Annotated in this window: 17 protein-coding genes; 12 read left to right on the top strand and 5 right to left on the bottom strand. The window is 38.2% G+C overall.

Annotated features, from left to right (window positions below):
- Window positions 1-170: 170 nt before the first annotated feature.
- Window positions 171-1,094, bottom strand: coding sequence for a histone deacetylase (locus tag CW736_RS03240; RefSeq protein ID WP_101012544.1), 924 nt, complete (start codon window positions 1,092-1,094; stop codon window positions 171-173).
- 150 nt (window positions 1,095-1,244) lie between these two features.
- Here CW736_RS03240 and CW736_RS03235 point away from each other — a divergent pair, with 150 nt between their 5' ends.
- Window positions 1,245-1,691 carry a hypothetical protein gene (locus tag CW736_RS03235; protein WP_101012543.1) on the top strand — a complete coding sequence of 149 codons (447 nt, stop codon included), beginning with the start codon at window positions 1,245-1,247 and terminating at the stop codon, window positions 1,689-1,691.
- A gap of 193 nt (window positions 1,692-1,884) precedes the next feature.
- Window positions 1,885-3,099: a GTPase HflX gene (hflX, locus tag CW736_RS03230; RefSeq protein ID WP_101012542.1), complete on the top strand. Its 1,215-nt coding sequence runs from the start codon at window positions 1,885-1,887 to the stop codon at window positions 3,097-3,099.
- 85 nt (window positions 3,100-3,184) lie between these two features.
- Here the strand turns inward: hflX and CW736_RS03225 are convergent, their stop codons facing one another.
- Entirely contained in the window at window positions 3,185-5,641 is a 2,457-nt protein-coding gene (locus CW736_RS03225) for a ligase-associated DNA damage response DEXH box helicase (RefSeq protein WP_101012541.1), read from the bottom strand.
- 190 nt (window positions 5,642-5,831) lie between these two features.
- Here CW736_RS03225 and CW736_RS03220 point away from each other — a divergent pair, with 190 nt between their 5' ends.
- The gene (locus CW736_RS03220; RefSeq protein WP_101012540.1) at window positions 5,832-6,137 is read left to right on the top strand and encodes a hypothetical protein; all 306 of its coding nucleotides are present in this window, start codon (window positions 5,832-5,834) and stop codon (window positions 6,135-6,137) included.
- Window positions 6,138-6,201: 64 nt separating this feature from the next.
- Here the strand turns inward: CW736_RS03220 and CW736_RS03215 are convergent, their stop codons facing one another.
- Window positions 6,202-6,717 (bottom strand): alpha-ketoglutarate decarboxylase, encoded by a 516-nt coding sequence (locus CW736_RS03215; RefSeq protein WP_232735409.1) that lies wholly within the window; start codon window positions 6,715-6,717, stop codon window positions 6,202-6,204.
- 293 nt (window positions 6,718-7,010) lie between these two features.
- On the opposite strand from CW736_RS03215, the gene CW736_RS03210 reads away from it, so the two are divergent.
- From CW736_RS03210 to CW736_RS03200, 3 genes are all read left to right on the top strand, one after another.
- Entirely contained in the window at window positions 7,011-9,758 is a 2,748-nt protein-coding gene (locus CW736_RS03210; protein WP_101012538.1) for a 2-oxoglutarate dehydrogenase E1 component, read from the top strand.
- A 3-nt stretch (window positions 9,759-9,761) separates the two neighbouring features.
- On the top strand, window positions 9,762-11,033 hold the full coding sequence (gene odhB, locus CW736_RS03205; protein WP_101012537.1) for a 2-oxoglutarate dehydrogenase complex dihydrolipoyllysine-residue succinyltransferase: 1,272 nt from the start codon (window positions 9,762-9,764) through the stop codon (window positions 11,031-11,033).
- A gap of 277 nt (window positions 11,034-11,310) precedes the next feature.
- On the top strand, window positions 11,311-11,853 hold the full coding sequence (locus CW736_RS03200) for a hypothetical protein (protein ID WP_101012536.1): 543 nt from the start codon (window positions 11,311-11,313) through the stop codon (window positions 11,851-11,853).
- Between the two features lie 123 nt (window positions 11,854-11,976).
- Here the strand turns inward: CW736_RS03200 and fabD are convergent, their stop codons facing one another.
- Together fabD and CW736_RS03190 are read right to left on the bottom strand one after the other, a co-directional pair.
- A complete protein-coding gene (gene fabD / locus CW736_RS03195) occupies window positions 11,977-12,864 on the bottom strand; it encodes an ACP S-malonyltransferase (RefSeq protein ID WP_101012535.1) in 888 nt (295 codons plus the stop codon).
- Between the two features lie 326 nt (window positions 12,865-13,190).
- Window positions 13,191-14,093, bottom strand: a complete 903-nt coding sequence (locus CW736_RS03190) for a dihydrofolate reductase (protein ID WP_101012534.1) — start codon at window positions 14,091-14,093, stop codon at window positions 13,191-13,193.
- A gap of 65 nt (window positions 14,094-14,158) precedes the next feature.
- On the opposite strand from CW736_RS03190, the gene CW736_RS03185 reads away from it, so the two are divergent.
- The 6 genes from CW736_RS03185 (at window position 14,159) to CW736_RS03160 (ending at window position 21,692) form a co-directional block, all read left to right on the top strand.
- A complete protein-coding gene (locus tag CW736_RS03185; protein WP_101012533.1) occupies window positions 14,159-15,223 on the top strand; it encodes an aminotransferase class V-fold PLP-dependent enzyme in 1,065 nt (354 codons plus the stop codon).
- Between the two features lie 16 nt (window positions 15,224-15,239).
- A complete protein-coding gene (locus CW736_RS03180; protein ID WP_101012532.1) occupies window positions 15,240-17,327 on the top strand; it encodes a T9SS type B sorting domain-containing protein in 2,088 nt (695 codons plus the stop codon).
- Between the two features lie 58 nt (window positions 17,328-17,385).
- On the top strand, window positions 17,386-17,871 hold the full coding sequence (locus tag CW736_RS03175; RefSeq protein WP_232735408.1) for a hypothetical protein: 486 nt from the start codon (window positions 17,386-17,388) through the stop codon (window positions 17,869-17,871).
- Window positions 17,872-18,159: 288 nt separating this feature from the next.
- Window positions 18,160-19,005: a hypothetical protein gene (locus CW736_RS03170; RefSeq protein WP_232735407.1), complete on the top strand. Its 846-nt coding sequence runs from the start codon at window positions 18,160-18,162 to the stop codon at window positions 19,003-19,005.
- Between the two features lie 243 nt (window positions 19,006-19,248).
- Window positions 19,249-19,989: a hypothetical protein gene (locus CW736_RS03165; RefSeq protein WP_101012530.1), complete on the top strand. Its 741-nt coding sequence runs from the start codon at window positions 19,249-19,251 to the stop codon at window positions 19,987-19,989.
- A gap of 131 nt (window positions 19,990-20,120) precedes the next feature.
- Window positions 20,121-21,692 (top strand): family 16 glycosylhydrolase, encoded by a 1,572-nt coding sequence (locus CW736_RS03160; protein WP_101012529.1) that lies wholly within the window; start codon window positions 20,121-20,123, stop codon window positions 21,690-21,692.
- The last annotated feature ends 40 nt before the right edge of the window (window positions 21,693-21,732 follow it).

Here is a 21,732-nt window from a genome sequence, read left to right as displayed (position 1 = left end):
TAAAATTAGTTTATTTTTCAGCCATTTTTCGTCATAAAATAGAACCGTAGCTACTGCTATGCTAGATTTTATTCCTAAACGGGATAAAAAATAATTCAAATTTTTAATACGTCATTTAAAAAAAACAAATTGGTATCACTAAAAAATAACTTGTTTTTGTGATCTAGCTTTTAGTTAAAAATAGATCGAGCCATTCTAAAGGTATTGGCATGAGCTTCAATGATGGTTTTTATTTCTGGAGAATAGCCACCGCCCATACTGCATTGAATAGGTATTAAAGAGTTGTTTTTTGATCTCGCTTTCGCGAAAGCGGACAAAGCAAAAAGATCTCGTTCTTTACAACCATCAAGGGTCATACTCAGTTTGCCTAGTTTGTCACTTTGCAAAACGTCCACACCGCACAAATAGAAAATAAAGTCTGGCTTTTCTTGGGCGATCAAATCCGGCAGTGTGTTTTTAAGTAGTCTGAGGTAATCCTCATCTCCTGAACCGTCAGGAACTGCGATATCTAAATCTGAAAGTTCCTTTTTAAACGGATAATTTCCAGCGCCGTGCATAGAAAAGGTAAAAACACTATCGTCATTTTGGAAAATCTCAGCGGTTCCATTTCCTTGATGTACATCGAGATCTACGATCAGAATCTTTTCAGCAAGACCGTGATGTTGCAAGTACCTCGCTGCAATCGCTTGATCATTGAGTAAACAAAACGCCTCGCCGTGATCGGTATAAGCATGATGAGTGCCACCAGCAATATTCATAGCTACACGATGATCGTAAGCTTTTAGACAGCCTTCAATAGTTCCTTGTGCAATGCGTAGCTCACGCTCCACCAGTTGTTCACTTAATGGGAAGCCCAGCTTTCTAGCGGCTCGTTTATCTAGGGAAAGAGCCTTCAATTCTTGAAGGTAAGTAGCTGTATGTACCCTTAAAATATCTTGATCATCACAGCGTTTACTGGGTTCAAAGAAGTCTGTTGGAATTGCAGTCCCTTCATGCAGTAATTGTTGCGGCAGTAATTCGTATTTGAGCATCGGGAAGCGATGTCCTTCAGGCAAAGGATGCTGGTAAATAGGATGGAATGCAATGGGAAACAATAGGCTTGTGGTTTAAAATACAGATGTGAAAATCACTTCTCAAAAATAAGTCTTAGAATGTTCTATCAAATTACAATAGAGTGAAATTTATCGTTGATTGATGAATTGACGTTACTTTCTGTCCACTATCTTTGTCATAAAATCTGAATAATGAAAAAGACCTTATACCTCATCGCAATAGCTTTATTCACTTTAATAGCTTGTAAAAATGACCCGACTCCTGAAGAAGTTGCATTACAGATACAAATGGAGTCATATGATTTATTGAAGTCAGAGGCGATGAAAGTCCACGATGAAATCATGCCTAAAATGGGAGTCTTGATGGAGCTAAAAGGAGAGTTAGTCGCTAATGAAAACGATAATGAGTTATCAGAAATAGCCACTGCCGCAGAAAATCTAAAAGCTTCACACGATGCTATGATGTCATGGATGCAAGACTATTCTGAAAAGTTTCCTTATGGAGAGCCAACGCCAGAGACTAAAGAGGCTTTAGATGAAAAACTACCTATTTTAGAACAAGAAGTAAAAGAAATCGTTCAACTTAAAGACAGAACCATGCTTGCTATTGAAAATGCGCAAGAGCTTTTGAAGAAGTGAAAATAGGAGCCTGTCACTTTTTTGGTAATGCGGGTTTTTATACCTATCTTAATTCTTGATATGTTATCCGATTGTTTATGGTGCTAACGAGTTGTTAGGACTCTAAATGTTACCTCTGCTTTTCACAAGCTATTACTAAATTTCACTTTGCTTTAAGGGAAAAAAGTATCTTTGTAAACGTCTAAAAACTTTTATGTTAGAATTAGAAAATCACGAATACGAAAAAGCAATTCTTGTAGGTGTTATTACCAAACAGCAAAACGAGGAAAAGCTTAATGAATATATGGATGAGCTGGAGTTTCTAGCTTATACCGCTGGTGCAACCGTTAGCAAACGTTTCCATCAAAAAATGCAAAAACCCAATCCCAAAACTTTTATAGGAAAAGGTAAAATGGAAGAAGTTGCTGCATATGTGCGAGCAAACAACATAGGAACCATCATTTTTGATGACGAGCTTTCTCCTGCACAACAAAAGAACATTGAAAAAATACTCGAGGCAAAAATTATCGATAGAACCTACCTGATTCTTGACATTTTTGCTCAACGAGCGCAAACCAGTTATGCGAGAACTCAAGTAGAACTGGCGCAATACCAATATTTATTACCTCGATTAGTAGGTTTGTGGACTCACTTGGAGCGACAAAAAGGGGGTATAGGAATGCGTGGTCCTGGAGAAACGGAAATCGAGACCGATAGACGTATCGTGCGCGACCGCATCACATTACTCAAGAAAAAACTGCTTACAATAGATAAGCAAATGTCTACGCAACGCGGGAACCGTGGTCAATTAGTGCGTGTTTCTTTAGTAGGTTATACCAACGTAGGTAAAAGCACCTTGATGAATGTCGTTTCTAAAAGTGATGTATTTGCTGAGAACAAACTCTTTGCAACATTAGATACCACAGTTAGAAAAGTGGTGATAGGCAACTTGCCTTTCTTATTGACAGATACGGTAGGTTTTATTAGAAAATTACCGACGCAACTCGTAGAATCTTTTAAGTCTACACTTGATGAGGTACGGGAGTCTGACTTGTTGCTTCATATCGTAGATATATCTCATGAGTCTTTTGAAGATCACATCGCTTCAGTAAATCGCATTTTAGGAGAAATAGACGCGGTAGATAAGCCTACCATAATGGTTTTTAATAAGATTGATGCGTATCAAGCTCAAGATTATGACGAGACTGATTTAATGGAAGAACGTACTTCTGCTCATTATTCTTTAGAGGAGTGGCGCGAGACTTGGATGTCAAAATTAGGCGAAAATGTTATTTTTATTTCTGCTACGGAGAAAGAGAATATGGAAGATTTTCGTAAGAAAGTCTATGATAAAGTACGTGAGATTCATGTAGAACGTTTTCCTTATAACTCGTTTTTATATCCAGATTATGTAGAAGAAGAGGAATAAGTATCCTTTAACCTTTATCAGTATTTAAAAGCAAAGCCAAACTAGAAGTTTGGCTTTGCTTTTATAATTATATCTAATAACGACCTTATTCCCATTTCAACTGCATTCTTTTGATGCGATCGGCTAGTTTTTCACTACTCAGTTTTTCTCTTAAGCGATCGGTAATAATAGGGAAAGAGAAGGGTGTAGGTCGCTCACAAGCTTTCCAGACGATAGTTTGATTTTCTATACGTTCAAAAGCTTCCCGCAATCGGTATTCTTCTATTTCCTGCTCATAGGTTTCTGTATAGGCTTGACGGAAGAGTAAATTATCTGGTTCATGATCTCTAAAGACTTCAAAAAGCAACTGGCTGCTGCTTTGCAGGTGTTTTACTTTTACAGCCTTATTAGGATAGCCAGTAAAAACAAGTCCTGCAATCACGGCAATGTCTCTAAATTTTCTTTTGGCAAGTTCGGTAGCATTCACACTGGCTTCTAAATCTTCCAGTATCATTTCTGAAGTGATTAAATTATTATCCAGCACGTTTTGCATATCAAATTCTTGATCGCTTAAGATTTCAAATCCGTAATCATTATAGGCAAGTGAAAAGCTAATAGGCTGTAACAAACTGATGCGATAAGCGATCAATCCTGCCATTGCCATATGAACCAGCCTTCCTTCAAAAGGATAAAAAACCGAATGGTATCCTTCTCTGGTTTTAAAGGTTTCAATTAGGAATTCATGGTTTTGCGGTACAATGCTTTCTTCTTGCTGTCTTGCGATAATGTCTTTTAAAGCCTTGACTTCTGGAGTGCGTTTGCTTTCGCTTTGGAAATTTTGCATCTCCTCTCTTAATAACTCACCTAGTTGTGAACTTAGTGGCATGCGGCTTCCCATCCAGCTGGTCACTTTGCCTTTTTTTCTAGCAGAATTGCGCACTTGTGCCACCATTGCTTTGAGTCTTACGAATTCTAGCGTGCGACCTGCAAAAACAAATACATCTCCACGGGATAGCTGGCTTATAAAGTACTCTTCAATAGAGCCTATGTAACCGCCAGTGACGTATTTTACCGTAATATCAGTTCCAGTGACGATGGTTCCCATTTGCAATCGGTGTCTCATAGCGATACCTCGATCGTCTATAAAGTACCTGCCGTCTTCATTTATAGAAACCTTTTTATACTCGTCATAAGAAGCTAAGGAAGAACTTCCATAAACGATAAATTTTAAACACCATTCAAATTCTTCATAAGTCAACTCTTGATAACAAAAAGTTGCCTTCACCTCAGGATAAATTTCTTTGGGATAAAACCCGCCGGACACCGCTAGGGTACACAAATATTGAATCAGCACGTCATAGCAGTTCAAATAGGGCAAACGATCTTCCACCGCTTGTGTGGTCACTGCTTTTTGTAATGCGCTGGCTTCTATTAATTCCAGTGCGTGAGTTGGCAAAAAGTAGATCACAGAAGTTTCTCCAGGTTGGTGTCCAGATCTTCCTGCACGTTGTAAAAATCGAGCAACACCTTTTGGGCTGCCTATTTGAATAATGGTTTCTACAGGCGCAAAATCTACTCCTAAATCTAGCGAGGAGGTACAAATACAAGCCTTTAAGGATTCATTTCTTATCGCATTTTCTACCCAAATACGCGTTTCTTTATTGATAGAACCGTGGTGCATCGCAACTTCTCCGGCAAATTCTGGATGTTGGTGCATTAGCGCTTGAAACCAAAGTTCACACTGTGCTCTTGTATTGGTAAAAATGAGCGTAGACCTGCTTTTATTGATAATCTTGACAACATCCTCCAGTAAATGCAAACCCAGGTGACCACGCCATGGAAATTTATCCATACTTTCTGGTATGATGGAACGTACTTCAATCTTCTTTTTCAGATTTGCTTTGATGAGCACGCTTTCGCGAAAGCGAGAAGAATCTACCCCTAATAACACCTGTCTGGCTTGCTCGAGATTACCGATGGTGGCACTAATTCCCCAAATGCGTAGGTTGTTATTGATACCAGCAAGACGCGAAAGTCCCAGTTCCATTTGAACGCCGCGTTTGGTGCCTAGCAGTTCATGCCATTCATCAATGATAATGGCATTACAATCTTGAAATAATTTTACGTGGTCTTTTGTAGCGAGTAATAAATGCAAACTCTCAGGTGTGGTGATCAACAAGTCGGGTAGGGACTTTTTTTGCGCGGCTCTTTCTTTTGTGGAGGTATCTCCAGAGCGTATTCCTACGGTAAAAGGCAGTCCGATTCCATCTACAAACTTTTGGGATGTTTGCGCAATTTCTTGAGAAAGCGATCTCAGTGGAGTGATCCAGATGGCTTTTAGGCCTTTTTTATTTTTGGTCTTGTAATCTGGGTTTGATTTGATGTAGTTCAAAACGATGGCTACCCAAAGCGCGTAGGTTTTACCGCTTCCAGTAGGCGCGTTGAGCAATCCATTTTTTCCAGATATAAAGGCATCCCAAGTTTGTTTTTGGAATGGAAAAGCCGTCCAGCCTTGTTGCTGGAAATAGTCTTCGGCTATATGAAACAGTTCTTTTTTAGTCATGCACCAATTTCCGCGTAGGCGGAAATCTTTAAGTTAATATCTAGAGCTCTCTTTTTTCTCTATCGCCTTTTGAGTTCTTCAATCTTAAAGGTTGCGAAAACTACAAACGAATAAATGAAATGTAAGAATACATCATAAAATCGCCGACTTGTGTTAGCAAACTTTTAAATTTGGTTTTTAAAGAAATCTCATGTCAGAAAAGCTCACCATTTTACAAGATAAACTAGAAGATAGACATCATGTCTTTATGGTGTATAAAAGCCAAGTGAATAAAGATCTCGAGCGTTCTGGTTTTGAAGCTGTTGAATTTAATGAGCCTAAAGAATTTTTAGAGGCTCTTGTTTCTTTATTAAATGAAGCTATCGAAGACAGTGACTCTAAACTTCAGCAATTGTATTACTTGGCAGACGTGCAAGAAAAAAACTTAGAAAAGGGAATCATACTAGGTTTTTTAATGAGAGAATGGAGTAAGATCCAGTTCAGGTTGCGGCAGTAAATTACCATGTGATTTCTATGGTGTGCTGTATTTCGCTTTCGCGAAAGCGAAACAGAACAACCATTTAAAACAACACCCTGATAAACGGCTGTATCCCGTTTTGATATACACTGCGTCTTTCATTAAAGAGCACATCATATCTCGCGCCTATTACAAAATTTCCTTGTTGATAACCAGCGCCTAAGAAAAAGGCAGGGACCCAATAGTTATCGTCAAAACTGGAGTCGGCAAAGTTCCTATTCACGTTGAGGTATTCAAAGTCTGCACTGACCTGAAGGAAGTCTATAGGTTGTGCAAGAGCAATGAAACTACCACCTGCGATAGTGGATTTAAAGTCGTCAAATCTATTGAGGTCTCGTTCTGAATAGCTGTAATTTAAACCAACTCCTAGACCTATATATTCGTTCACTTGATAAATAGCTTGTGGAGCAATAAGCACCGAGCTGAAGTTGCTACCGAAGTTAGCACCTATGTTACCTCCAAATAGAACGCGGTCCCAAAATTTAGACTCTTGCAGTTGCTGACTAAAAGAAAGACAACAAAAGAGTCCAAATACGGATATGATGCTGATATTTTTCAAGGAATAGGTTTTCATACTGTAGGCATTAATAATTGGTTCGTAATTGTTTAAGACTTTTTAGGTTTAAGTGAAAAATAGATCATTTAAAACTAAAGGAAGTTTTTTTATTCTGTACGGCATCTTTAGCCTGATATAAAAGAATGAATTTCATTATTGAAAAGAAAAATATAGGAGTTTATTGCAAAGGTTTTAACGAGTTCACTGTTATAAAAGTACAAAAGCTTATGACATGACGGCACATTTCTTTATTTTTGCAATAACAATTGATAAAAAGGATAAATTTCCTTCCATATATGGACAAGTTTTCATTTCTAAATGCAGCACATACTGCATACTTCGCACAACTTTATGATGAATATCTAATTAATCCAGACCAGGTAGAGCCTTCATGGCGTTCCTTTTTTCAAGGTTTTGATTTTGGAATGGAGAGCGCTCACGAGGGCGACCTAGTAGTAGAGCATGAAGGTGCTTCGGTGGGTGTTCCAGAAAACTTACAGAAAGAATTTCAAGTTGTAAAATTAATTGATGCGTATCGATCAAGAGGTCATTTGTTTACTAAAACAAATCCAGTTAGAGAGCGCCGTAATTATGAGCCTAAGCTAGACCTGGTCAACTTTGGTCTTTCTGATGCAGACTTAGACACTCCTTTTAATTCAGGAGAATTAATAAACTTGGGAAGAACCAGTCTTAGGAACATCATTGCTCACCTTAATAAAGTGTATTGTGAGAGTATAGGGGTGGAGTACATGTACATACGCAAACCAGATGAGATCAAATGGATCCAAAACTGGTTGCACAAAAATGACAATCATCCTGCTTTTAATAAAGATCAAAAATTACAGATTCTTAAGAAGCTGAATGAAGCCGTTTCTTTTGAAACTTTCCTTCATACTAAATATGTGGGACAGAAACGTTTTTCTCTAGAAGGAAATGAATCATTAATTCCTGCACTTGATGCCCTAATTGAAAATGCTGCTGACAAAGGAGTGGATCAATTTGTACTGGGTATGGCGCACCGTGGCCGATTAAATGTATTGACTAATATTTTTGGCAAGCCCGTAAAGGATATTTTCTCAGAATTTGACGGGAAAGATTACGAACAAGATATTTTTGATGGTGATGTCAAATACCACTTGGGGTATACCAGTAAAAGAAAAACAGATAACGGCAACGATATCAATATCAATATAGTTCCTAATCCGTCTCATTTAGAGGCGGTAGGTGCCGTAGTAGAGGGAATAGCTCGTGCCAAACAAGACAGACATACCCCAGAGAACTTCTCTAAAGTATTGCCCATTGTAATTCATGGTGACGCGGCTATTGCTGGTCAGGGAATCGTTTATGAAGTGGTGCAAATGGCACAATTAGACGCTTATAAAACAGCAGGAACCATACACTTAGTGGTTAACAATCAAGTAGGCTTTACTACTAATTATCTAGATGCAAGATCCAGTACGTACTGTACAGATGTTGCTAAGGTAACTTTATCACCAGTACTTCACGTAAATGCAGACGATGCTGAAGCAGTGGTTCACGCGATGAATTTTGCGCTGGATTACCGTATGGAATTTGCTAGGGATGTGTTTATTGATTTATTAGGCTATAGAAAATACGGTCATAATGAAGGTGATGAGCCTCGTTTTACACAGCCACAATTATATAAAGCGATCGCTAAGCAAAAGAATCCATGTGATATTTATGCAGAGAGATTGCTTCAAGAAGGAGTGATTAATAACTCCAAGGTCAAAGAATTAGAAAGTCAATACAAAAACAGACTGGAAGAGGAGTTAGTGACCTCAAGACAAATGGAGAATACCTTGATTACTCCATTTATGCAAGATGAATGGGAAGGTTTTGAACCGGCTACAGAAATAGAGATGATGAAAAAAGTAGCTACTGGTGTAGACCGTGCTGTTTTAGAAAAAATCACTAAAACCATTTCTCAACTCCCAAAAGGAGAATCTTTTATTAGGAAAGTAAAAAAGATTATTGAATCCCGTCAGGCTATGTTTGATAATGATAAGCTGGACTGGGCAATGGGCGAGCACCTTGCTTACGGTAGTTTGATGATGGAAGGCTTTGATGTACGTATGAGTGGACAGGATATAGAAAGAGGTACTTTTTCTCACCGTCACGCAGTCGTAAAATCAGAGAATCAAGAGAACGAATTCATTTTACACAATCATATCGATGGTGTAAAAGGAAACATGGATATATACAATTCACACCTGTCAGAGTATGCGGTGGTAGGTTTTGAATATGGTTATGCCTTAGCAAGACCTAACACCTTGACTATTTGGGAAGCACAATTTGGAGATTTCTCTAACGGTGCTCAAATCGTTATGGATCAGTACATCAGTGCTGGAGAAGATAAATGGAAGAATCAGAATGGTCTGGTAAAATTATTACCACACGGTTATGAAGGTCAAGGAGCAGAGCATTCCAGTGCGCGTATAGAACGTTATTTACAGTTGTGTGCAAAGGACAATATGTTTATGGCCAACTGTACCACGCCAGCAAACTTGTTTCACCTATTACGTCGTCAGATGTTGGTCAATTACCGCAAGCCTTTGGTGGTGTTTACTCCTAAATCTTTGTTGCGTTCTCCTAGAGCAGTAAGCAAGGTGTCTGAACTGGAGCAAGGGCATTTTCAAGAAGTTATTGATGTGGATGGTGACGCTTTCGCGAAAGCGGAAACATTAGTATTTGTATCAGGAAAATTCTATTACGATCTTTTAGAATACAGAGAAGAAAATAACAGAACAGACGTTGCCTTAGTAAGACTAGAACAATTATTCCCGCTTCCGGTAGAACAAATGCAAGAAATAATTAAAAAATACGGTTCTAAAGATGTCGTTTGGGCACAAGAAGAACCTAGAAATATGGGAGCATATTCCCACTTGATGTTACACATGCCAGAAACAAGAACATGGCGCGTGTGCTCAAGAAATATGTACGCAGCCCCTGCTTCAGGAAGTTCCACAAGATCTAAGAGAAGACAGGCAAGAATAATAGAAGATGTATTTAATACCAACAAATAAATTATGGCTCTAGAAATGAAAGTGCCTTCACCAGGCGAGTCGATTACAGAAGTAGAAATAGCAGAATGGTTAGTTGCCACCGGCGATTGGGTTGAGAAAGATCAAGCCATTGCTGAGGTAGATAGCGATAAAGCAACTCTAGAATTACCAGCTGAAGCTAGCGGTATCATTACCCTAATGGCTGAAGAAGGAGATGCCGTAGAAGTAGGAGCTGTAATCTGTCTTATAGACACGGAAGCTGCAAATCCTAACGGAGGATCTAAAGACGTAGACAACGCGCCATCTAGTATGGGTGGCGGCGATGGAGATGTCGCTAAGGAAATGCAAAAAGATAACGCAGGAAAAGAAACCGCTGCAGCTTCAAAAGCGCCACAACCTGCACAAGCAAAAGAAACTTATGCTAGCGGTACTCCAAGTCCTGCTGCAAAGAAAATTCTCGATGAAAAAGGAATGGACGCTACGTCTGTACCTGGAACTGGTCGCGACGGACGCATTACTAAGGAAGATGCTGTAAATGCAAAACCAGCTATGGGAACTCCAGGACCTGGATCTCGTGGCGAGTCGCGTACTAAACTTTCTATGTTGCGTAGAAAAGTAGCAGAACGTCTGGTAAGTGTCAAGAATGAAACAGCAATGCTCACGACCTTTAACGAGGCTGACATGCATGCTATTTTTGCATTGCGTACCGAATATAAAGATGCGTTTAAAGCAAAGCACGGTGTTTCTCTAGGATTCATGTCTTTCTTTACTAAAGCAGTAACTAGAGCCCTGGATATGTACCCAGCAGTGAACTCTATGATTGACGGTAAGGAAATGCTTACTTATGATTATAAAGATATTTCTATTGCGGTATCTGGACCTAAAGGCCTGATGGTTCCTGTAATTAGAAATGCAGAAAACCTATCTTTTAGAGGAGTAGAACAAGAAGTGAAAAGATTAGCCCTACGCGCTAGAGATGGAGATATTACTGTGGACGAAATGACTGGTGGTACCTTTACGATCACAAACGGTGGTATTTTTGGAAGTATGATGAGTACACCTATTATCAACCCGCCTCAGAGTGCTATTTTAGGAATGCACAATATTATAGAGCGCCCAGTAGTAGTAGATGGTGATATTGTTGCACGCCCTATGATGTATCTAGCCGTTTCTTATGATCACCGCATCATCGATGGTAAAGAGTCTGTAGGATTCTTAGTAGCTATTAAAGAAGCCCTGGAAAACCCTATCGAGATCTTGATGGGTGGTGATGTGAAGAAGGCTTTAGAGTTGTAATTATCCATCAGGAATGGCTTGAGCCATTTTTGATGATCACATACAGAATTATAAAAAAAAATACCAAGCTAGAAATGGCTTGGTATTTTTTTGTTTGCGTTTAATGGTTTTCTGAGTATTGATCTTTATACTCACAAATTGTAATTTAATTATTTGATAAACAGATGCTAAAATCTATTTTAAGATAAGTTTTGCAAGAATTAATAAGTCAAATTAATGTTAAATTTATCATTATCATTATCATTATCATTTATTTTTGATTAAGAGCAAATTAAATATGAAAAATCCAACTTTTCTCTTTTTTTTAATATTATTTTTCTTTACTTCATGTAGTAATGAGGATAACTCAACAGCTAATATTGAAACGAGCAATAAATCTGCAAAAAGTGAATTGATTAAAGAATCAGGTTACTCTTTATGGTTAGAAATAGGTATTTTAGAAGATGGAGTGCCAGTATTAACTGCTGATAAGAATTCTTTAATTGAAGCGGTAAACAAAAATCACTTGGAAGAGTCTGGTATACACCCTATGCTTGAAAATGTTTCTATTGATGAAATTGAAAATTCTTATTATCTAACTTTTTTGGGACCAGAAGTAAAAGTGAGTTTCTATGTGCAAAAAAGCAGCAATAATACTTTACTCGCAGCTAGTGGTACATCTTGTAAAACAACCGCTTGTAGTCAAGAGCAGACAGGATGTATTCCATCTTATCCAAACAATCCTGCTGGAGAGGCAGGTATTGGAATTTGTACTCCATGTGCTAATGGTGGTGATTGTTCTAAAACGGTAAGTAATATTTCATTATTGTTGACCCCATAAGTTTAAGAGGTAATAAAATTTAAAAACCACCCCTAGAAAACTGCGTTTTCTAGGGGTGGTTTTTTTTTCTGAGAATAGATATAACTTCTGTTTTCTATATTCTACTCTCTATAAACTATTGTCTTAATATGCCACAGTTCCTTGACTCACTTGCGCCTCACGATCAATTTTCTTGATCAATCCTTGTAGTGCTTTTCCTGGTCCTACTTCTATAAATTCTGTTGCTCCGTCTTTGATCATTTGTTGAATGGATTGTGTCCATTTTACGGGAGCTGTCAGTTGGTAAATCAAATTGGTTTTGATATCGTCTGTATTCTCAACCGCAAAAGCAGCTACGTTTTGATAGATAGGACACATAGGTTTTTTAAATTCGGTGTCTTGTATAGCTTTAGCCAGTTCTTCTCTCGCTGGTTCCATTAATGGAGAATGAAAAGCACCACCTACTGGAAGCAGTAATGCTCTTTTGGCTCCTTTTTCTTTTAGGATCTCACAAGCTTTTTCTACTGCTGGAATGGCTCCTGAAATAACGAGCTGTCCAGGACAATTGTAATTAGCTGCTACGACCACACCGTCTACAGCTTTACACACCTCTTCAACCACATCATCTGCCATTCCTATGATGGCTGCCATGGTGCTTGCTTGAGCTTCACAAGCGGCCTGCATGGCTAGGGCGCGAGCTGAAACGATTTTCAAGCCATCTGCAAATGATAAAGAACCAGCTGCGGTAAGCGCACTTAATTCTCCTAAAGAATGTCCTGCTACCATATCTGGAGCAAAATCTGCACCCATCATTTTTGCAAGAATCACGGAGTGAATAAAAATAGCCGGTTGGGTTACTTTAGTTTCTTTTAGTTGATCGGCAGTTCCTTCAAACATGATTTTTGAAATCTCAAAGCCGAGGATTTCGTCTGCTTGATGAAATAATTCTTTTGCTTCTGTATAGGTATCGTATAAGTCTTTACCCATTCCTGTGAATTGAGCTCCTTGACCTGGAAAAACGTATGCTTTCATTTAGTAATGTTTTGTTGATGACGCAAATTTAAGTAAAAGTAGGCAGTCTGTGATTTGTTAGTTTAAAGAAGAGTAGGCAGTAGGCAGGGCGTAAAATGACATTGCTCATTTACGTTAAGTAGGCAGTCGGTAAAATGAAGACAAGAAAATATTTTAACTGATATAAAAGATTAAAAGACTGCCTACTCACATTTATTCTTTTGCAAAGCAAAAGAATAAATCAACCTGCCTACTGCCAACTTGAAACAAATTGCGACTGTAAACTGTCACTGAGACTAAATTCGCACAACTAATTAATACTGCGACTGAATACTGCCTACTGAAAACTATTTCCTCACCCAAGTCTCATAATCAAAACTATACTTGTGCTTCTCATCTGCTGGATGGTGCAAGGAGGTTTTGATCTTCCATTTTGTTTGATCTATTTCTGGGAAGTAGGTATCTACGTCAAAGCTGCCATGAACTTTGGTCAGTTCGATTTCATCTGCTACAGCGAGTCCTAGTTGGTAAATCTCGCCACCACCTATAATAAACGGATTTTGATCTTCTGAAACAGTTGCTAGAGCTGTTTGCATATCGTGAACCACTATACCGCCATCGGTCTTGTAGTTTTTATCCCTTGTCAGGATAATGTGGGTACGGTTGGGCAGTGGTTTTGGAAAACTTTCAAAAGTTTTACGTCCCATAATAATGTGATGTCCAGAAGTCAGTGACTTGAATCTTTTAAAATCGTCTGGAAGATGCCATACCAAGGTGCCGTCTTTACCCAATTCATTATTCTTACCTGCTGCTGCGATCATGGTAATTTTACGATGAGATGCAGGCGTATCCATAGCAAGTGTTGCGGGTGGCGCTACATATTCTTTTTCTATTTTCTTTTCCAGTTGTGTGATGCGTTCCTTTTGTTTTCTCACCAGTTTATCATACTGGCTTTTTTCCCATTCTGGGCCAAGAAGTCTTTCGGTGATAAAAACATTAAAGGCGTGATAAGCAAGTAGCAACAACCAAGCAAAAATGGCCCAAACCCACCATTCTAAGCCTAACAATGTAGTGATTTCTTCTACATTAGGACGGTTTGCAATGATAATTAAGCCTACGGAGCCTATTAGGAAAATGATAAAATGAGTAAAAAGGCTGCGCTTTTGTTTGATGCGTTTTTGGGCATTCTCGATCATTTCTTTTTGCTCTAAATCAATTCCCTGAGTATCTTTTTTCTTGGTACCGAACATTCTCATTATTTTTATACTCAAATTTACGGTATTATTCACGTAGACATTCTTAGCAACAAGATAAAATGACAGATCAATTTCCAATTCTTAAAAAATACATCTATCTCAACACGGCAAATCACGGATTGGTCTCTCAAGACCTTATCGATTACCGCAGGTCGCTCAATGAGAAGATGCGCGATGAAGCTTCTATTTTTACCAATAAGCGCAATGATTTTATTGATGAGGTACGTCATAGCATCGCTAATTTTATGGATGCCGATCCAGATTTTACGGCTGTTATTCCCAATTTTTCAACGGGTTTCAATACGTTGATCAATGGCATGGATCCTAAGGCTATTGTTTTACTCTTAAAAGGGGATTATCCTTCGGTCAACTGGCCTGTGGAGACCAGAGGTTTTCAAACGCACTATGTAGCTATTGACGAGCAAATGGAGGAGCACATCATAAGCGTTTGTGAAAAACAACGACCTGATTTTTTCTGTTTTTCCATGGTGCAGTACATTTCAGGTATACAAATGGATCTTGATTTTTTAAATGATTTAAAGAAGCGTTTTCCTGATATGATTATGATAGCAGACGCTACTCAATATGTGGGTTCTGAAGAGTTTTGCTTTCGCGAAAGCGGAATAGACATCATTCTTGCGTCCTGCTACAAGTGGCTGCATGCCGGAGATGGAAACGGTTTTATATGTGTAAAAGAAGAAGTACAGGAACATATTTTTCCTAAGGAGATCGGTTTTAGAAGTGCCCGAAATGTCATGAATTCTAATGTGACGTTTATAAGTCGTTTTGAACCTGGCCACCAAGATATGATTGCCTTTGGCAGCTTGCAACAAGCTATTTTAAAGGTTCATGAATTGGGCTGGAAGAAGGTGTCAGATCCAGTAAAAGACTTGTCAAAAATAGCTAAAGCTGCTTTTGAAAAACGAAACCTTCTCTCTTCTGTAGTTTGCTCTAGAAAAAATCATTCTTCTATTTTTAATATCAAAGGAGATCAAAAATTATACGAGAAATTACTAGAAAACAATATTATAACTTCATTGCGTGGTGACGGAATAAGAGTAAGTTTTTCCTATTTTAATACAGCAAAAGACTTGAATAAGTTGCTGGAAGTATTAGGTTTGTAGGGCCATAAATTTTCCTATGAGAAAAATATTATTCTTTTGTGTTGTGTTGTTTTTCCAAATAGGATTTGCTCAAAATCCAAATGATTGCAATAATGCGATCCTTCTTTGTGGAGACACTGATTTAGGAATTAACCCTTCTGGTATTGGGACAGATGAATTTGCACAGCCAGGAAATTTAACACCTACTTGTTTTAATTTCCAGACAGATCAAGTATGGTTTAGAGTAGAAATGGAAACTACAGGATCGTTTAGGTTTGCCTTAACTCCTGATACACCTCAAGCCGATTATGATTTTGCTGTTTTCGGTCCAGTGACCGATTGCAATAACTTAGGAGCTGCAATAAGATGTTCTAGTACCAATCCAGCTGCCGCAGGCGTAACCGGTGAAACTGGATTAAACGATACAGAAGTTGACACTACCGAAGGACCTGGCCAGTTGGGTAACGGTTTTTTACAAGAATTAAGTGTTAATGCTGGCGAGGTATACTACATTATTGTGGGTCTCGCAATAGGGCAAGGCGGTTTTTCTCTTTCTACTAGTGGTAGTGCAGACTTACCTCCATCACCTACAGCAAACCCCATTACAGATCTTGATGTTTGTGATGATTTTGGTCTTCAAGATGGTTTTAGAGAATTTGATTTTACGCCTTTAGATGCAGATGTTCTTTTGGGTCAAACAGGAGTCTCTGTGACTTATCATGAGTCTTTGAATGATGCCAATATAGGAGTCAATGCGCTTACTTTTCCCTATGTAAATACTTCTAATCCTCAAGAGATATTTGTTCGTGCCATAAGAAACGATTCTGATTGTACAGATTTTACAGAGTTTGTGTTGACCGTAGATGATACTAATGTGCTGACCGACGCAGATCCTACCATTATTTGTTCGGATAACACGACAGAATCTTTTGACTTTGCTACCATTATTGATACGTTGGTTGCAAATTCTGCCAATTTTAATATTACCTACCATTTTACAGCGGCCGATGCAGAAAATAATTTGAATCCCCAGGGATCATCCTTTATAGCAACTTTGATAGAAGAAACCTATTATATAAAAGTAATTGATCCTACAGGTCTTTCTTGTGAATATGCAATTAGTGCGCCGTTGTTTGTTGCTAATCCGCCAGCGATAGGAGTGCCCGCAGACTTGTTTTTGTGTGATGATGATTTTGATGGCTTCTTAAATGTGACTTTAAGTACTCAAAATACAGGTATTTTAAACGGTCTTGATCCCTCTTTACATGAAGTGCGTTTTTATGCCAGTAATACAGATCGTACGATGAATCAAAATGCGTTAGGTGCTAATTTTATAAACACTCAAAATCCGCAACCTGTTTTTGTACGTGTTACAGAAACGAGGACATCTTGTTTTAGTGACACAGATTTTAATATTACGATAAGACCTCGACCGGTACTTGCGCCTCAAGAGGATATCATTGTTTGTGTAGATGCCGCGGCATCGACTAGGTTAAGCGTGGAGTCTGGATTTGATTTTTACGACTGGAGTACTGGCGAGAGTGGTGCTACATTAAATGAAATAGCTATAAACCAGCCTGGAAGTTACACGGTAAGGGTTACTAATAATTTTGGTTGTGAGAGCGCACTGACTATAGTAGCATTAGCCTCTGACATTGCCGTGATTGATGATATTGTGACGCAAGACTTTAGAAATGGTGATAATACAGCTCAATTTATTGTTTCTGGACCGGGTGATTATGAATTCTCAGTTGATAATGGTGCTTTTCAAGACAGTAATTTCTTTGATGGATTGTATAAAGGATTTCATACGGTGAGGATAAGAGATAAAAACGGTTGTGGAACGCTTACGCAAGAGTTTGTAGTGCTGGATTATCAAAGGTTTTTTACTCCTAACGCAGATGGTTTTCACGATTACTGGACACTGGACGGTTTAAATACTTTTCCAACGGCAGTTATATACATATATGATCGTAACGCCAAATTACTATTTCAAATGTCTCCCGAAGGACCGGGCTGGGATGGAACCTATTTGAACAACCCATTGCCTTCCAGTACCTATTGGTTCACACTTCAAATCCCTAATAAACCTTTAGTGAAAGGGCATTTTGCATTAAAGAGGTAAGTGTTTAATTCCGCTTTCGCGAAAGCGAAATAGACATCATTCTTGCGTCCTGCCACAAATGGGTACATGCTGGCGACGGAAACTGTTTATATGTGTAAAAGAAGAAGTACAGAAACATATTTTCCCTAAGGAGATCGGTTTTACAAGTGCCCGAAATGTCATGAATTTTAATGTGTCATTTATAAGCCGTTTTGAACTTAGGCATCAAGATATGATTGCCTTTAGCAGCTTGCAACAAGCTATTTTAAAGGTTTGTGAATTGGGATGGAAGAAGGTGTCAGCTACAGTAAAGGAGTTGTCAAAAACAGCTAAGGCTGCTTTTGAGATACGCGGTCTTCTTACTCCTGTAGTTTGCTCTAGAAAAAATCATTCTTCTATTTTTAATATCAAAGGAGATCAAGAATTATACGAGAAATTACTAGAAAGCAACATCATAACTTCATTGCTTGGTGATGGTATTAGGGTTGGTTTTTCTTACTTCAATACGCAAGCGGATTTATGTAGACTGCCGGAGGTTTTAGCTTTATACTTTCTTTTGCGTTGATGAAGATAAGAGAGGACTTGTCTGTTATTTACCATAAAAATAGAGGTGGATATGGCATATAATTCAGTTCAAAACAGGAGCTTTAAAAAGCTATCATCATACTAGTTCTACCTTCTTTTTCTTATGCTTTTAACAAGTAGTACAACCGTTTTTATTGATTTTGTTTCAAAAAAGTAGAGCTTTAGATAATTTTAATCATGGAACAAAAGTAAAACACTTGTTTTTAATCTTAAATAAGTAACGTTCATCGATTTATAGACTCCAATTGTAGGAACAGTCTTTTTTTGTATGGGACAAATATATAGATTTGCACAAATGATCATTATGTTTTATAAAAATATATTAACTTTTTTATTTTTTATTTTTTGTCTTTATGTGGTTGATGCTCAAATTGGAATAGAAACAAATGCCCCTGAGGCGGCCTTGGATATAGCTTCTTCTGATTCTGGTGTATTGTTGCCTAGAATAGATGTATTATCTACTACCGATGCTACTTCTGTTATCAATCCTAATGGGGGTGTGTTAGCAGAAGGAACGATGGTGTGGAACACCGCGGTAACCGGTATCCAACCTGCAGGATATTATTTTTGGCAAGGAGGTACATGGAATCAAGTTCTTAGTAGCAATCAGAAGACTCTTCATTTTGGAAAAATGATTATTGACGCTTCCGGCACTAAAATAATTACTGGAGTAGGCTTTCAACCCACTTCTATTGAGTTTACAGCGATTAATAGAGTTCAAGATTATAATGACGGTGCATACAGATCAGGAACTAATAACAGCAACGATGTTCGTATGGCTAGTGGACAAATGACAGGTTATGCGACCAACTATGGTGGTATTTCAAGCCAACAGGTGATCTCTTTTGGTACAAATGGTTCTAGCATTAACAATATAGGTACTTATGCTTCTCAAAATCATTGTATTGCAGCCTATTTTGTGAATAGTAATGCTGACCCTATACACGATAATGGAGACAACAATGGCTCTGATAATCAAGAAGGATTGATACGTGCCTCATTGACCACTTTTGGCACAGATGGATTTACCTTAAATGTAGATCGTTTTCTTGGGGGTCCTTCTTCAGGTAGCAGGAGCAACCGGATTGTGGTGATGTTCAAAGCGTATAGATAAGCATTGATTTTTTCATAAAGGCGATAGAAGAGTTGCTATGCTCCATAATTATTAAGACATTTCTTCTTTGGTACTTCACTGATTTTACGATAAATAGACACAACTTTTGTTAAATTTCAACAGGTCTTATGTATCTTAATGCGTTTATAAACTTAATTAAGTCCGTTTGAACGAATTCTTAGCTTGAGGTGTGAGTAAATTCTGCTTTGATGCGATAAACACTTAAATTGCAAAAAAAATCATATGTTATTTAAAACTATCACATCTATTTTTCTTTTTCTTTTTAATGCAGCTGGGGCTCAAGTAGGTATAGGAACTGATTCTCCTGAGGCGGCATTGGATGTTAACTCTGCAGATTCAGGAATGCTTATTCCTAGAATTGCGCTAAGTAGCGTTACGCCGTTAATAAATCCCAATGGTGGGCCCTTAGTCGAAGGTACCATGGTATGGAATACAGGAACTGCCGATGTAACTCCGACTGGATTCTACTTGTGGGAAACTGATCAATGGAATTTAGTGGTTAGCGAGAATAAGCCTCAAGTATTTATAGGCAGAATGGTGATTAGTGCAGGTGACAATATGCTAGGGACAAAAACGATCACTGGAATCCCTTTCAATCCTAGAACAGTTGAATTTACAGCGATAAGTAATACAGAATCGGTTAACGATGGTTATGAGAGGAGTGATAATGGTAATAATGGTGACAATAGTGTGGGTTATACATTTGGTTATGCTAAGGTTACTACCACAGCACCATTTATAGAACAAATTGCAATTTCAGGCGCTGCTAGTGGGGCAAGTATCAATAGAGTAGGGAATTACTCCTCGACCAACAGATGCTTTGCTGCACAATTTGTTAATCAAAATGCCGATGATCAAGGAAGAACATCAGCTTCTATGCAGTCTTTTACCAGCGATGGATTTGTTTTATCAATAGATGAATTTACAGATCCTGTAGTGGTTTTGATACGAGCGTATAGGTAGGGCATAAAAGTCACTTTAACTCTTTATAATCCTTATATTATAGGGCATATCAAGATTTTGTATAGTATTTGTTGCGTTTTTTTATTTTATTGTTCGATAGTTCCGTACTAATTTAGCAGAAAATATGTTTAATGTTTCCTTTACGTTTTTTGTTGCTGTTCTTTTGTGGTGTTCAATTTGCGCAGGCGCAACAATTTCCTCTAGACTTTGAAAACAATCAATATTCATTTACGGGTTTTTCTGGATCCTCTTTTTCATTTAGAAGTGACCCTGTTCAAGCCGCAAATAATGTAGGTCAGTTTTTTAATAACGGGAGTCAGCCTAATCAAGGTTTTTTTAGAGATGTAGCTACAGCTGTAGATTTAAGTACCGATCAAAATGTGACCTTAAAATTTTATGCCTTTGATCCCAATGCTCATAGTATTGTGCTAAAGCTAGAAATTGGGAATCAACCAGATGTAGAAGTAATTCAACAAACTCCAGGAACTGCAAACACCTGGTCAGACATTAATTTTGATTTCTCAAACGCTATCGAAAGCGGAACTGGAAATGTTGTCTCTGCGATGGGGCAGTACAGCCGAGTGACTGTTTTTATAGATTATGGAGTAAATACTGCCGGCACCTATTTAATAGACGAGATTAACAACGGTGCGGTAGCAGTAACTCCTAACCCTATAGATGTGGTGTATACAGATTTAGTATGGTCCGATGAGTTTAATACTCCGGGAACTAATAATCCTATTGATGCAACCAAATGGTTCCATCAAACACAACTGCCTGCTGGTGGAAATTGGTTCAACGGAGAACAACAGCATTATACGAATAGGTTAGATAATTCTTACGTAGAGAATGGCTTTTTAAATATTGTTGCAAAAAGGGAAGCCTTTACCGATCAAGGAGTGACCAAGCAATTCACTAGTGCTCGATTGAATTCTAAGTATGCCTTTACTTATGGGAGGGTAGATGTGAGAGCAAAGTTACCATTCGGTGATGGAACCTGGCCTGCGATATGGACCTTAGGAAAAAACATTAATGAAGATGGTGGTTACTGGGACAGTACCTATGGAACGACCAACTGGCCACTTTGTGGAGAGATAGATATTATGGAGCACGGGTTAGGAGCATTGAATCATGTATCTGCAGCATTACATACCAATTGTGTTGGATGTTCTGGGAATACTCGAAATTTTCAATCGACTACTCTACAAGATGTGGCTAATGATTTTCATGTCTACTCCATGAACTGGTCGCCACAACAAATCACATTTTTAATAGATGACCAGCCTTTTTACACCTATAACCCTGTAATAAAAGATGTCAATACCTATCCGTTTTATGAAGACCAGTATTTTTTATTAAATATCGCTATGGGTGGAGTAGCAGGAGCCATAGATCCTAATTTTGTACAGAGCAGCATGGTTATTGATTTCGTGCGGGTCTATCAAAATACGTTAAGTATCGCTGAGGAAAATACCAACCAGACAGATCTACAAGTGTATCCTAATCCAGCGATAAATGTGGTGAATTTAGAATCTTCAAAAGCGATAGATCAAGTTGATGTATTTGACTTATCAGGCCAACTTTTATTGTCAGTAACAGAGGAGACCAACTTATTAGACATCAGTGCTATTAAAACTGGAATCTATATACTTAAGGTTTATACCCGTGGTATCATCATCAATAGAAAGCTGGTGGTACAGTAATATCTTATAAAGCAGACTTATAACTTCCTATTAGAAAAGG

Origin of the sequence: Nonlabens sp. MB-3u-79 (assembly GCF_002831625.1) — a bacterium.
Taxonomy (GTDB): Bacteria; Bacteroidota; Bacteroidia; order Flavobacteriales; family Flavobacteriaceae; genus Nonlabens.
The sequence above is the reverse complement of the archived record's forward strand: the minus strand, read 5'-3'. Positions and strand labels throughout refer to the sequence as shown.